We start from the raw sequence: 12237 nt of genomic DNA, 5'->3' as shown, positions 1-12237 counted from the left end.
ACCGCTTGCGCCCGGTGACGAGCACGCTGCGCCCGACGCAGTGCGCTTTGGAGATCGGGTAAGCAGGCGCCACGGCGGCCGACTGAGTCCGGTCAGGAGTTGGCCGCGGGGGTGAGCCCAGCCAGCAGGTTGAATGCCCCGGTCAGAACGTTGAGGGCGACGATGCCCACGATGTCGGCTATCTCACGATCACTGTATCCGTGGCCGCGTAGTTCTTGGACCTGCTCGGCAGTGATCTGTGTGGGTTCCTGGTACACCATCAACGCCACGGCGATCATGGCCGCGACCCGGGGCTCGGCTGAGGAGCCACGTCGGGCCGCTTCGATCTCCGCTTCTGTGACGCCGAGTGAACGCGCCGCCGTCTCGTGGGCTTCTAGGCACAGTTCGCATCCTTGACGAACCTGCAGGGCGATCGAGACGAGTTCACTGATCCGGCGGTCGAGCTTGGCGCGCTTCATCGCCCGGCTCAGTTGCAGGTAACCGCCCAGCACCGCCGGCGAGTGGGCCATGGTGCGGACCATCGGCCCGACCTGCCCATGCCGTTCGACCAGGTCACCGAGCATGTCCCGTGAGGCGCCGACCGCGGTCTCCGGCGTCAGGGCGCGCAACCGCGCGACGGGCGGGGTCATGCCGTGACCGCCTGCGAGCTCGCGGGCGTGGTGTGGGCCTTGAACCCACGCAGCCGCAGACTGTTGGAGACCACGAACACGCTGGAGAAGGCCATGGCAGCACCGGCGAGCATCGGGTTGAGCAGCCCGGCAGCGGCCAACGGGAGGGCGGCGATGTTGTAGGCGAAGGCCCAGAACAGGTTGCCCTTGATGGTGCCGAGGGTGCGACGGGATAGTCGGATCGCGTCGACGGCGACTTGGAGGTCGCCGCGGACCAGGGTCAGGTCGCTGGCCTCGATGGCGACGTCGGTGCCGGTGCCCATGGCGAGGCCGAGGTCGGCCTGGGCGAGAGCGGCGGCGTCGTTGACGCCGTCGCCGACCATGGCCACCACGCGGCCCTCGCCCTGGAGCCGCTTGATCATGTCGACCTTGTCGGCGGGCAGCACGTCGGCGATGACGTCGGCCCCGTCGATCCCGACCTCTGCGGCCACGGTCCGAGCGACCGTTGCGTTGTCGCCGGTGAGCAGGACCGGCCGCAGGCCCAGGCCCTTGAGCTCGCGGATGGCGGAGGGCGAGGTGGGCTTGATCGCGTCGGCGACCACGACGACGCCTCGGGCCTTGCCGTCCCAGCCCACGGCTACGGCGGTGCCGCCGGTGGCCTGTGCTTCCTCGAGCGCGGACTGGAGCCCGGGGCTCAGGTGCTGGGACCACTCGGCGAGCAGGCTGTGGGCGGCCCACGAGGACGGCGTGGCTCGCGGTGCTGTCGCCCTCGTCGACCAGGATCCCCTGGACGCCGAGGCCTTCGACGTTGGCGAAGTCCTCCACGGTCGGGAGGGTGCCGAGTCGTTCGCGGGCGCCGGTCGCGATGGCCCGTGCGATCGGGTGCTCGGAGGCGTCCTCGAGTGCGCCGGCGTACCGCAGCACGTCGTCGGGGTTCTCGCCGTCGGCAGCGATGACGTCGCGCAGGGTCATCTGGCCGGTCGTGACCGTGCCGGTCTTGTCGAGCACGACAGTGTCGATGGTGTGGGTGGATTCGAGCACCTCGGGACCCTTGATCAGGATGCCGAGCTGGGCGCCCCGGCCGGTGCCGACCATGAGGGCGGTCGGGGTGGCCAGCCCGAGGGCGCACGGGCAGGCGATGATCAGGACGGCCACGGCAGCGGTGAACGCGGCGGCGAGCCCGTTGCCGGTGCCTACCCAGAAGCCGAGGGTTCCGGCGGCCAGCGCGATCACGATCGGCACGAAGATCCCGGAGATCCGGTCAGCGAGTCGCTGGACCTGGGCCTTGCCGTTCTGGGCGTTCTCGACCATGCGCGCCATCTGGGCCAGGCTGGGTGTCGGCGCCCACGCGGGTGGTGCGCACGACGAGGCGTCCGCCGGCGTTCACGGTCGCGCCGACGACGGCGTCGCCGGGTCCGACCTCGACCGGGACCGACTCGCCGGTGAGCATCGAGGCGTCCACGGCGGAGGTGCCGCGCTCGATGACGCCGTCGGTGGCGATCTTCTCACCGGGGCGTACGACGAACAGGTCGCCGACGGCCAGCGTGTCGACCGGGGCCAGGGTCTCGGTCACGCCGTCAGGTCCCAGGACTGCGACCTCCTTGGCGCCAAGCTCCAGCAGTGCCCGCAAGGCGGCGCCGGCGCGGCGCTTGGATCGTTGCTCGAAGTAGCGACCAGCCAGGATGAACGTGGTGACGCCGGCGGCGGCCTCGAGGTAGATGTTGCCAGCGCCGTCGGTGCGTGCCACGGTCGGCTCGAAGGGGTGGGTCATCCCCGGGGTGCCGGCGGTTCCCCAGAACAGGGCGTATATCGACCAGCCGAGTGCGGCCAGGGTGCCGAGAGAGATCAGGGTGTCCATGGTGGACGTGCCGTGGCGCAGGTTGGTCCAGGCGGCCTTGTGGAAGGGCCAGGCGCCCCACGCGACGACCGGGGCGGCGAGGGTCAGGGAGAGCCACTGCCAGTTGGTGAACTGCAGTGCGGGGATCATCGCCATTGCAATGACCGGGACGGTGAGGGCCGCGGAGACGAGCAGCCGTTGCCGCAGCGGCGCGACCGGATCGGGCTCGGCGGGTGTCCCGTCATCGCCGTCGGCCTTGGGGGGCTGTGGCAGCGAGGCGCCGTACCCGGCCTGTTCGACGGCGGAGACCAGGTCCTCGGGAGTGACGTCGTCGGCGTAGGTGACCTTTGCCTTCTCGGTGGCGTAGTTGACCGTGGCGGTGACGCCCTCGAGCCTTGTTGAGCCTTGCGCTCAATCCTGTTGGCGCAGGAGGCGCAGGTCATCCCGGTGAGCGCGAGACCGATCTGCCGGTCGATGGCTGGTGCGCCTGGCTGACTCTGCGTGGTCATCGGTGTCTCCTTGTTGGGTGGCCGGTCAGTGACCGGAGTGCTCGCCGTGCTCGGCGGGGGTGCCGGACTCGGAGGGGCTTGCGCCAGACGACGTCGACGCAGCGTCCTTGTTCGCGTCGGCGGTGACGGTGAAGGACGCGGTTCGGACGACCCCGTTGTGCTGGAAGTCCAGGTAGAGGTGGTAGGTGCCGGCACTGGGGACGGCGGCGTAGAAGACAACCTCGGGGCCGGGCTCGGTGGTGCCGTCGCCCGGAGTGCCGTCGGGGTGGACGTGGAGGTACGCGAGGTCACCGCCGCGCAGCGCGACCAGGTGGCCGTAGGCGCCCAGGTAGGGCTCCAGATCGGTGACCGGTGCGCCGTCCTTGCTGACGGTGAGCATGAGGCTTCGCGTCGGCGCCGGCGGTCAGGTCGCCCTCGAGGGTGACCTCGTAGTCCCCGACGGTCGCGGTGCGGTTCTCGGCGGCCGGGCTCGCGGGCTGGTAGTCACCGTCCACGGCCAGGTCGGCGCCGAGAGTGAGTGCGTCGGCGCCGGTGGCCTTGAAGTCGGTGAAGACGCGCCAGGTGCCCGGGGTGAGGTTCAGGTCCACCGACCACAGACCGGTGGCGGGGTCCAGGGTGGGGTGGACGTGCTGGAACCCGGTGAAGTCACGTCGTACGGCGATCAGGTGCAGACTTCTTCTCGTGCTCGACGTCGTAGGCGGTCACGGGTGCCCCGTCGGGTCCGGTGATGGTGAACCTCACCGGACGATCCGTGCCCGCACGGGCGCGTGCGTCGGCGAGGGAGAGCGTGTAGCCGTTCTGGGAGACCATCAGTCCTCCTGGGATCTGTGCCTGTGCGGGCTGGTCGTCTGGGGTGCCGCTGGTGGCCTCGCCGTGGCCCTCCCCGTGCCCGTCGGTGTCGGAGTCCGTGGCATGGGAGCCTGTCGTGGCTGGCGGGCGTGTCGTCGACCGGGCCGACGGCCCGGCCGACGACGACCGCGATGCCGAAGATCGCGGCGATCGCGGCCACGAATCCGGCGAGCCTTGATCGGGGTGCTCATGCGAGCTGGTAGCCGGCCTCCTCGACGGCGGCGCGGACGGCGGCGTCGTCGAGGGGCTCGGCGCTGGTGATGGTGACGGCTCCGGTGGGCAGGTCGACCGCGACGTCCTCGACGCCGGGGATCTCGGTGACCTCCTCGGTGACCGAGGCGACGCAGTGGCCGCAGGTCATGCCGGTGACGGTGTAGGTGCTGGTCTGGCTCATGGCTGATTCCTTCGTCTTTTCGGTGTTGAGGCGGTTCAGGCGGCTGCGGTTCAGGAGCGGACGAGACGGGCGATCGCGTCGGAGGCTTCCTTGAGCCTTGATCTGCGCATCCTCGCCGCCAGCGGCGACGGCGTCGACGACGCAGTGGGCCATGTGCTCATCGAGCAGTCCGAGAGCGACCGCTTCGAGGGCCTTCGTCATCGCCGAGATCTGGGTGAGGATGTCGATGCAGTACTTCTCCTCCTCGACCATCCGTTGCAGACCGCGAGCCTGGCCCTCGATGCGGCGCAGCCGCTTGAGGTAGTCGGGCTTGGTGTTGTTGGCGATGTAGACTGTGCTGGTGCTCGTCGTGGCCGTGTGGCATCGGGCTGTCCTTCTCGTGGAGCGTCGCGGTCATTCTCAGGGTACCCCCCTCCGGTATTTCGTGGTAGCGTCCGCGTTCGTTGGAATACATTACCCCCCTATGGTATTCCACACAACCACGAAGTCCCGAACCGACGGGACACTGTCGAAGGAGAATCAGATGTCAACGACAACGAGGCCGGGGGCGGATCGCCGCTGGCTCGGGCTCGCGGTGATCGCCGCGGCCCAGTTCATGGTCATCATGGACACCTCGATCATCGGGGTCGCGCTTCCCCGCATGCAGGCCGATCTCGGCTTCACCCCGGAGAACCTCTCGTGGGTCTTCAACGCCTACGTGGTCGCGCTCGGCGGCCTGCTGCTCCTGGGTGGCAAAGCTCTCGGACGTCCTCGGTGCCCGGCGGGTGTTCTCCGCCGGGTGGCTTGTCCTGCTGGCCGGATCGCTCGTCGCCGGGCTGGCCAGCAACGTCACCGTCGAACTGATCGGCCGCGCGGTCCAGGGCGCCGGCTCGGCGCTCATCGCACCATCGGCCCTGACCCTGCTCTTCATGCTGTTCGGCGCCAACCCCAAGGAACTGCCGAAGGCGCTCGCGCTCTACGGCGCCGCGGCCCCGGCCGGCGGCACCGCTGGAGTCTTCCTCGGCGGCGTGATCACCGAATACCTGTCCTGGCCATGGGTCTTCTACGTCAACATCCCGATCGCCCTGGTCATCCTCGCCCTGGTCCCCGCTGTGATGCCCGCCGGCACCGGGTCGGGTCGTCGGGTCGACATCCTCGGCGCACTCACCGTGACAAGCTGGCCTCGCGGCCGCGGTGTATGCGGTGGTCCAGGCCCCCGAGATCGGCTGGGATGCCCCGCGAACCTGGTGGGTACTGACCGCCGCCGCGGTCCTGATCGCCGCGTTCGTCTCCCTGCAGGCCAAGGGCCGCGCCCCGCTGGTGCGGCTCGGCATCTTCCGGGCGCCCAACCTGGCCGCCGCAAACCTGGCTCAGGCTCCTGCTCGGCGCGGCCTGGATCCCGATGTGGTTCTTCCTGAACCTCTACCTGCAGCAGGTCCTCGGCTACACCGCCTTCCCCAGCGGTTCGGCGCTGTTGCCGATGACGGTGCTAATCATGGTCGGCATGATCGTGCTCGCCCCCCGTGTGCTCGTCGCGATCGGGCCGAAGGCAGCGACCGTCACCGGCATGACACTGCTCGCTGCCGGCATGGCCTGGCTGGCGCTCATCGACGCGGACGGCTCCTACGCCGTCGACGTCCTGCCCGCCTCGCTTCTCGCCGCACTGGGCATGTCACTGGCGTTCATTCCCACCCTGGGCACCGCGATCTCGGCCGCCCGTCCGGAGGAGGGCGGCCTGGCGTCCGGGATCGTGAACACCAGCCTACCAGGTCGGCTCCGCGCTCGGCCTGGCCGTGATGACCGCGATCGCCGCAGCCAACGGCGCTGACCAGGCTCGGCGACAAGGCGGCGCTCACCGACGGCTTCTCGGCGGCCTTCGTTGGTGCCGCCATCGTCGCCGGAGCCGGAGCACTGGCCACGCTCGCGTTCTTCCGCCGCCCCGCCGCGACCGGTTCGGAAGCCGAGGCCACCCCCGAGCACATCGCCGCCTGACAAACCCGCCCAGTCTCGACAAGGGGCCGGAGCACACGAGCCACCCCGGCTCACCACCCAGAAAGGAACACCCTCACATGAGCGACCTCACCGAATACACCGTCCAGGGCATGACCTGCACCAGCCTGCGCCACCAAGGTCAGCGCCGCCGTCGCCCAGGTCTCAGGCGTCATCACCACCGACGTCGACCTCCCGACCGGAACCCTCCGGGTCACCGGACCCGACGTCGACGACACCGCAGTCCGCACTGCGATCATCGACGCCGGCTACCGACTCGGCTGACCACCCCCGACAGCGTCGCCACCGAGTCCCATCGAGAACTCGGTGGCGACGCTGCACCAACCCCGCCCATGATGTTCACGGCTTGCGGCCAATACATGACTTGGATACGGTGGGGGGGTATCTATTGAGAGGATCTTCTCGACATGAACTCCCGCAACTCGATGGCCGCCAACGCCACCCTGCACTGCCTCACCGGCTGCGCGATCGGCGAGATCGCCGGCCTGATGATCGGAACCGCACTCGGCCTCAGCAACGCGGTCACCATCGCCCTCGCGGTCGGCCTCGCGTTCCTCTTCGGCTACGCCCTCTCCACCCTTGCCGCTCATCCAGGCCGGTCTCGGGTTCGTCGCCGCGCTTAGCGTGGTCTTCGCCGCCGACACCCTCTCCATCGCCGTCATGGAGATCGTCGATAACGTCGTGATGGCCCTCATCCCCGGCGCCATGGACTCCGGCCTGGTCGACCCGATCTTCTGGATCGGCATGATGATCGCCCTCACCGCCGCCTTTCTCGCCGCCTTCCCCGTCAACCGGTACCTGATCGACAAGGGCAAGGGCCACGCCCTCACCCACCAGTACCACCACGGAGCCTGAGCACGAAGACCACGCCGATCGCGCCAACCACGCCGGACACCAAGGCCACGAGACCGGACCCGAGCCCATCGGCGAGTCCGACCACACTGAGCATCGCGGGCATCACGGCTCCGGCGACCACTCCCACCACCACTGACAGGCACGCACAAGATGAACACCAGCACCCTCGCAGCCGCCGTCATCGGCTTCCTCTTCGGCGGACTGACCGTCTCCGTCGCAGCCTGAACTCGAGGACGTGAACCCGACGGCGCCTAGCCACGCCTACACCAAGCATCAGACTCTGGACCACCGAAGCATGCAGCCTTCCAGCATCGGATTCACCGGCCGCGTCCGAAGCTCCGCGGACCATCCCGCCGTTCGACGAGTGGCCCTATGCCTCCTTCGGTGTACAACGAGAGTCCTTCAGGATGCCGGCACCGAGCGCGGCACGCCGCCGCGGTGAACTCCTGGATGCGCCCAAGTCATGGAGATTGCGCTCGACCAGGGCACGCGGCCGACGGGTGCCGTAGATCGTGATTTGCCCTTTGGTTCGTGATGCTCTCGCAGTCGGGGCGGAGGCGCCCCAGGGTTACGTGAGCCGCACCGGTAACCGGTCCGGGCCCGACGCCGCCGCCCTACTCCCCTGCTCTCCCTAGTCCACCTCCGACCCTCGTCTCCCGTCCCCAAGAACCTCACCTCTGTCGATAACTGCCTCCCTTCTGTGCAGCGCCCGTGTGCCAATCGCTCGGCGAGGCAGCGCCCCTGAACGCGGAGCCTATCTTGGGCGGAGAGCGCTCGGCTCATAAGGCGAAGTCGTAGGTGCCCGCCAGGTTCTCCGACCGATGCGCCCCCCGAATCTTTCCCTTGCGAGCCCGATCGGACGCCTGCCAGCGCCGCCACCGCGGAGGCGGAACTCGTGGCGTCGACCGCGGCGTCGCTGGCGGCGCGCAGGGTTTCCGCGACGGGTGGTGGGAGCGGGACGAGGCGTTTGTTGAGGATGTCGGCGGGGGAGACCCAGACGACGTCGCCATCGGCAGGCGGGGTTGCCAGGCCGGCCTCGACGTCGTTGTGTGCCCGGTGCGAGAGGGCGCGGGCCGGGCCGATGAGGTCAGGGGCGTCGGCCTTCTCGGCGACGACCACGGCGAGTTCGGAGCCGGCCTCGATCGCGCGCAGCGTGGCGCGCACGGCTTGCGGTAGCCCCGGGCGGCCGGCGATGGCCCCGGGGCTGGCCAGCGTGGTCTGGTCGTGGGTGATCTGGCGATAGGCGGCGCGGACCTCCGCGGCCGCGCGAGCCTAGCGGCTCCTCGATGCGAGCGCCTGGAGGAACAAGGTCGCCCCAGCGGCTGGCCAGGTTGCTCCAGGAGCGTCCTGCCTCGGCGATGGCGGGGACCAGGCGGTCGGAGCGCTCGAGGGCACCGGCGGCCGCGGCCGCGTCGGCCAGGACCATGCTCGCGCCTGCGATCAGGCCCTGGGCGCGGGTGATCAGCAGGATGTTGGCCGGTTCGAGAACCCGCGCGAGCGTCCGGTGGGTTTGGATGTCCCAGTTGGCCAGGGCTTGCGCGAGCCGACCTGGGTCGTCAACGGGGCGCATCGCCTCGCCGGCGAGGGCGTGGGCGAACCGGTCGCTCAGGTAGGCTGCGGGCGGTGTTCTCGCATGCGGTCATCCGGTCGATCCAGGCGCCGGTGGGGGCGATCGCGTAGGGGGGAGTGGTGCTGCGCGAGATGGATGCGTCGCCCAGAGTTGCGGGCGTCGTCGACGCGATCGCGGCCGTGGTCGTGGAGCGCGACGTTGACGGCGTGGGCGGTGAGGTAGAGCCCGTGCATGATCCGTGTGCGCGCGGCCTCGAGGTCGCTGTGTACGTCGGGTTGCTCGTGGGGGATCTCGGCGCCGTAGCGGCGGACCAGCGCCGCGGCGTTGAGGAACGTCTGGGTCATCTGGTCGATGCGGGGGCTGGTCGGGCCCTGTCCTGGCCAGGCGCTGCGGCCGGACAGGCTGGTCTCGATGGTGGCGGCCTGGGCGGCGAGGGTGGTCATGGGCCGGTCGCGCTCGTCGACGCCAGGGCGCCGGCCGGGCAGGGACGCCCACAGGTCCTCGGCGGCCGCGACCATCGTCGGCCAGCCTGCGCAGCAGCGTGCCGGCCGCGTCTCCGTCGACGTCCATTAGCAGGCTGGCGCGCCAGGTAGTCGACGTCGAAGAGCATCTCGCCGACGCTGCGCACGTCGCGCGAGGTCATGGGGATCTGGTCGACGTCGAAGAGCCCGGAGTCGATGTCGGCGTACGCCAGCCGCAGGTCAGTAGCCAAGGCCGCGGGCTTCCCGGATGAGGTCGCACAGGTCGACGACCAGCCTGGGAGCCGTGCACCAGGTCGGGCCGGTGCAGCGGCAGGGGCCGGGTGAGGCTCTTCGGCCTCGGTGAGCAACTGCAGCGGGGTGCGCTCCTCGAGCTCGTCCACCTCGAGGTCGGGCGACTCGTAGTCCTCGGGCAGCAGGGCGCTGGCCTGGTCGTGCGCGAGGTAGACACCGAGGCCGAGGTCGTGCAGCGGCGAGTCTGCGGCCGCCCGGTCGGCGTCGCTCCATACCTGGGTGGCGGCCTGGTACAGCAGGAGGGCGATCGAGCCGAGGCGGTCCCAAGTGCCGTCAGCCCCATCGACTTGGAGGGTGTCCACGGGTGTTCCTTTCGGTCGGAGGTCGGTCTGGCCCATGAACCCACGTCGGGGTCGGTCCTCGCTCCGCGAGACGGCGGGCTGTGGATAACTCGGGGTCGTGTCGGCGGCTGGGCACAAACTGGTCTCGTTCGCCTATGTCGGATGGCGGTCGCCGGACGATCACCGCGGACAAAGTCAAGAGATTCGCACTAGTGCTGACAGATGGAGGAGGGTCGTGATGATGAGGTTCCCGATGACCGTGCTGAGGGTGGTGACGCTGGCGCCGGCGCTGCTGGTGAGCCTTCGTCCTCACCGTGGTGGTGTGCGCCCTCCTCACGCCTGCGCTCGGACTGGTGGCGTTCCTGGCTGCTGCCGGTCTGCTGGTCGCGCTGGCGCTGGGCCGGTTCGAGCCTCAGGCGATCGCGGCGCTGACCGGTTCCCGGCCCGCGACTGCGGCCGAGCCCCAGGCGATGGGGCCCGTGCTTGCCGAGCCTGGGCGGCCGCGGGGTCGACGTGGACGCCCTGTTCGTACGCCGGCGTCAGACTCCGAGCACCCCGGTGGCTGTGGCGATCGCGGCTGGCGCTGTCGTGGTCAGCCCCGGCCTGGTCGACGCCACGTACCGGGGAGGGGTGACCGCTGCGGAGGCGGCCGCCGCGATGGCTCATGCCGTCGGCCGACGGCGTGCGATCCGCCCGCGGCTCGAGACCGCGGTGCTTGCGGCGACGACGCCGTGGCGGCTGGTGGTCGCGGCGTTCCGCGGCGTGGCCCGGGCGTTCGCCTGGCTCCCGTTCATGCGGCTGGCGTGGACGCTGCGAGGTGTCGTCGGGGTGATCTGCATCGTGCAGTCGGTCGCCGAGGGCCGGGCCGCTCCGGGGATCCTGGGCGGCGCGGTGATCCTCCTGACCTACCCGGTGCCGGCGGCCAGCCGCCGGATCGAGGCCAGCGCGGAGGCCGCGGCCGACCAGCCTGGTGGTCTCCCTGGGCCTGGGCGCCGTGCTGGCTGGCCTGCTCGGGCGTCATGGCCATCCGATGACGCTCGAGCGGCTGCAGCGCCTGGAGGCGTCCGCCGAGCCCCCGGCGCGGCCGCGGCTGCACCTGGTCCACGGCTAAGGCACACTCTCCGGCGCTGCAGGTCCGCCGGGCTACTCGTCGTCGGCGAAGCCGGAGGTGGAGTGGTGTACGCAGCCGCGGCCGTTGCCCTCGTGCGGCTTGTGGTTCATGCACGGCAGCGAACCCAGTTTGTGGGAGCAGTCGACCCAACGGACCGTTGTCCGGCCGGGGACGTGACTGACGTCCGCTGATGCGAGCGCGGTTGCCATCACGAGCTCCCTAGCGGCGCGGGCCGCGGCGGCGGCCGAGCCTGGGGCCGCTGGGAGGCGGCCGTGCCCGACTGATCGGTGTGGTCGTGCTGGCGACCGGAACGGTGGACCTGCGCGATCTCGGCGTCGGGGGAGGTGCCGGTGTCGGCGGCCGCGGCCTGGGCGGCGGCCTCCTCGGTCGCCCTGATCTCCTCGGCGCGCTGTCGGGCCTCTTCCTCGAGGGCGGCTTCTTCGCGAGCGGCTTCACTCATGTGAACTCCCATGGATCCCGTGGACCGGCACCGGCTGCGCCAGTCCTCCCTGGTCTCCTAAGTGCGGGCCGGGGGTGGGAGCGATCACCCGCGGCGGATCCGTCTCGGCGGGCCGGGTTCCGATCACGGCGACTGGGCGAGCAGTGTGGCTCCCAGCAGCCTGCGCGGTGTGCTCGAGGAACGCCAGGGACCCGTTCGCGCCCGGCCGGTCGCAGCACGGGTGGGTGTCGAAGCCCTCGTCGACGACGATGCGGTGCGGTGGCCACCGCACGCGCGACAGCGGCGGTCGGCGTGGGTGGGGCACTGGTCGGCTGCCACGGCGCAGGGCAGGCACGCAGCGGGCGCCGTCGGGCTCACCTGGTGGTCGCGGTCCCAGTCGCGGCGCTGCCGCAGCAGGGTGGCGGTCTGTTCCCATAGCGCCTGCTCGAGGTGCGCCGGTGCCGGTCGGCCGAGGGCCTGGTCGACGGCGAGTCTGCGCAGTTGCTCGCCGCAGCCGAGGAGGCGTTCGTCGACGCCGCGGGCGTAGCACCACCGGGCCAGCGTCTTCGCGGCCAGCGTCAGCCTGCTCGTCGATCACCTGCACCTGGGCTCTCAGCAGGCTTCCCCACAGGCCGCGCTCAGCGCCCTGGGCGTCATCGAATGCGGCGGCGTACGACTCCTCGCGGGCAAGCGCCTCGTCTGCTTCGTAGCGGCGGGCGGCGCCGCTGGCTAGGAACTCGCGGCCTACATCAACGCGGTGGCCGTCGTCGTCATGGTCGACGTAGCGCAGCAGCCGGTCGTAGCGGTCACGGCTGGGCTGGGCGGTGTCGGTGACTAGGTCGACGGTGCTGCCCACCGGAGCGAGTCGCTCGAGCAGGCGCGTGGCATCGGTGGCGTAGCACTCGGCCGGCGACGGCGGATGAGCGACTTCGGGGGCGTCGAGCCCGAGCAGGCGAACTCGGCCGAGCCTGGCGGCCGTCGAGCGTCTCGACGCGGATCGTGTCGCCGTCGACGACCGCGGT

At 70.5% G+C, this 12237-nt stretch carries 15 protein-coding genes and 2 pseudogenes; 5 read left to right on the top strand and 12 right to left on the bottom strand.

All coding sequences use genetic code 11. From position 1 onward, the window contains the following. Positions 1–92: 92 nt before the first annotated feature. The 7 genes and pseudogenes from G5V59_RS24970 to G5V59_RS24940 all read right to left on the bottom strand — a co-directional run bounded on the left by G5V59_RS24970 (position 93) and on the right by G5V59_RS24940 (position 4524). Positions 93–629: a carboxymuconolactone decarboxylase family protein gene (locus G5V59_RS24970; RefSeq protein WP_278258290.1), complete on the bottom strand. Its 537-nt coding sequence runs from the start codon at positions 627–629 to the stop codon at positions 93–95. Beyond that, positions 626–2954 (bottom strand): annotated as a pseudogene (locus G5V59_RS24965) (heavy metal translocating P-type ATPase). The gene G5V59_RS24970 and the pseudogene G5V59_RS24965 overlap by 4 nt, the downstream one beginning before the upstream one ends. A 25-nt stretch (positions 2955–2979) precedes the next feature. Next, entirely contained in the window at positions 2980–3333 is a 354-nt protein-coding gene (locus tag G5V59_RS24960) for a hypothetical protein (protein ID WP_278258289.1), read from the bottom strand. Continuing rightward, entirely contained in the window at positions 3242–3541 is a 300-nt protein-coding gene (locus G5V59_RS24955) for a hypothetical protein (RefSeq protein ID WP_278258288.1), read from the bottom strand. The genes G5V59_RS24960 and G5V59_RS24955 overlap by 92 nt, the downstream gene beginning before the upstream one ends. 58 nt (positions 3542–3599) lie before the next feature. After that, positions 3600–3764, bottom strand: a complete 165-nt coding sequence (locus tag G5V59_RS24950; RefSeq protein ID WP_278258287.1) for a hypothetical protein — start codon at positions 3762–3764, stop codon at positions 3600–3602. Positions 3765–3990: 226 nt separating this feature from the next. Next, positions 3991–4236 carry a heavy-metal-associated domain-containing protein gene (locus G5V59_RS24945; protein ID WP_341351308.1) on the bottom strand — a complete coding sequence of 82 codons (246 nt, stop codon included), beginning with the start codon at positions 4234–4236 and terminating at the stop codon, positions 3991–3993. An 11-nt stretch (positions 4237–4247) separates the two neighbouring features. Beyond that, positions 4248–4524, bottom strand: a pseudogene (locus G5V59_RS24940) (metal-sensitive transcriptional regulator). A gap of 401 nt (positions 4525–4925) precedes the next feature. Between G5V59_RS24940 and G5V59_RS24935 the strand changes: the two are divergent. From G5V59_RS24935 to G5V59_RS24920, 4 genes are all read left to right on the top strand, one after another. After that, positions 4926–5594, top strand: a complete 669-nt coding sequence (locus G5V59_RS24935) for an MFS transporter (RefSeq protein WP_341351029.1) — start codon at positions 4926–4928, stop codon at positions 5592–5594. After that, positions 5555–6004 carry an MFS transporter gene (locus tag G5V59_RS24930; RefSeq protein WP_341351307.1) on the top strand — a complete coding sequence of 150 codons (450 nt, stop codon included), beginning with the start codon at positions 5555–5557 and terminating at the stop codon, positions 6002–6004. The genes G5V59_RS24935 and G5V59_RS24930 overlap by 40 nt, the downstream gene beginning before the upstream one ends. 589 nt (positions 6005–6593) lie before the next feature. After that, positions 6594–6809: a DUF4396 domain-containing protein gene (locus G5V59_RS24925; RefSeq protein WP_278258284.1), complete on the top strand. Its 216-nt coding sequence runs from the start codon at positions 6594–6596 to the stop codon at positions 6807–6809. Position 6810: 1 nt separating this feature from the next. Then, entirely contained in the window at positions 6811–7041 is a 231-nt protein-coding gene (locus G5V59_RS24920; protein ID WP_278258283.1) for a DUF4396 domain-containing protein, read from the top strand. Between the two features lie 1087 nt (positions 7042–8128). Here G5V59_RS24920 and G5V59_RS24915 read toward each other — a convergent pair. From G5V59_RS24915 to G5V59_RS24905, 3 genes are read right to left on the bottom strand one after another with little or no spacing between them, the layout of a single operon-like run. Next, positions 8129–8611: a hypothetical protein gene (locus G5V59_RS24915; protein WP_278258282.1), complete on the bottom strand. Its 483-nt coding sequence runs from the start codon at positions 8609–8611 to the stop codon at positions 8129–8131. Between the two features lie 35 nt (positions 8612–8646). Further along, complete coding sequence (locus G5V59_RS24910; protein WP_278258281.1) at positions 8647–9054, bottom strand: hypothetical protein; 408 nt, start codon at positions 9052–9054, stop codon at positions 8647–8649. Then, entirely contained in the window at positions 9051–9686 is a 636-nt protein-coding gene (locus G5V59_RS24905) for a hypothetical protein (RefSeq protein ID WP_278258280.1), read from the bottom strand. The genes G5V59_RS24910 and G5V59_RS24905 overlap by 4 nt, the downstream gene beginning before the upstream one ends. Before the next feature lie 293 nt (positions 9687–9979). Between G5V59_RS24905 and G5V59_RS24900 the strand changes: the two genes are divergently transcribed. Continuing rightward, positions 9980–10699, top strand: coding sequence for a hypothetical protein (locus G5V59_RS24900; protein WP_278258279.1), 720 nt, complete (start codon positions 9980–9982; stop codon positions 10697–10699). 285 nt (positions 10700–10984) lie between these two features. Here G5V59_RS24900 and G5V59_RS24895 read toward each other — a convergent pair whose 3' ends face one another. Together G5V59_RS24895 and G5V59_RS24890 are read right to left on the bottom strand one after the other, a co-directional pair. After that, positions 10985–11236 carry a hypothetical protein gene (locus G5V59_RS24895; RefSeq protein ID WP_278258278.1) on the bottom strand — a complete coding sequence of 84 codons (252 nt, stop codon included), beginning with the start codon at positions 11234–11236 and terminating at the stop codon, positions 10985–10987. Further along, the gene (locus G5V59_RS24890; RefSeq protein ID WP_278260040.1) at positions 11229–12167 is read right to left on the bottom strand and encodes a thermonuclease family protein; all 939 of its coding nucleotides are present in this window, start codon (positions 12165–12167) and stop codon (positions 11229–11231) included. The genes G5V59_RS24895 and G5V59_RS24890 overlap by 8 nt, the downstream gene beginning before the upstream one ends. Positions 12168–12237: the final 70 nt, after the last annotated feature.

Source organism: Nocardioides convexus, from assembly GCF_011090295.1.
Note: the sequence above shows the minus strand (reverse complement) of the source record. Positions and strands in the feature narration are given on the sequence as shown.

What these genes read in the sequence shown, in the direction of transcription:
- G5V59_RS24970 (WP_278258290.1), bottom strand. Translation starts at nt 629, where the DNA reads ATGACCCCGCCCGTCGCGCGGTTGCGCGCCCTGACGCCGGAGACCGCG.
- G5V59_RS24960 (WP_278258289.1), bottom strand. Translation starts at nt 3,333, where the DNA reads ATGCTCACCGTCAGCAAGGACGGCGCACCGGTCACCGATCTGGAGCCC.
- G5V59_RS24950 (WP_278258287.1), bottom strand. Translation starts at nt 3,764, where the DNA reads ATGGTCTCCCAGAACGGCTACACGCTCTCCCTCGCCGACGCACGCGCC.
- G5V59_RS24925 (WP_278258284.1), top strand. Translation starts at nt 6,594, where the DNA reads ATGAACTCCCGCAACTCGATGGCCGCCAACGCCACCCTGCACTGCCTC.
- G5V59_RS24915 (WP_278258282.1), bottom strand. Translation starts at nt 8,611, where the DNA reads ATGCGCCCCGTTGACGACCCAGGTCGGCTCGCGCAAGCCCTGGCCAAC.
- G5V59_RS24910 (WP_278258281.1), bottom strand. Translation starts at nt 9,054, where the DNA reads ATGACCACCCTCGCCGCCCAGGCCGCCACCATCGAGACCAGCCTGTCC.
- G5V59_RS24895 (WP_278258278.1), bottom strand. Translation starts at nt 11,236, where the DNA reads ATGAGTGAAGCCGCTCGCGAAGAAGCCGCCCTCGAGGAAGAGGCCCGA.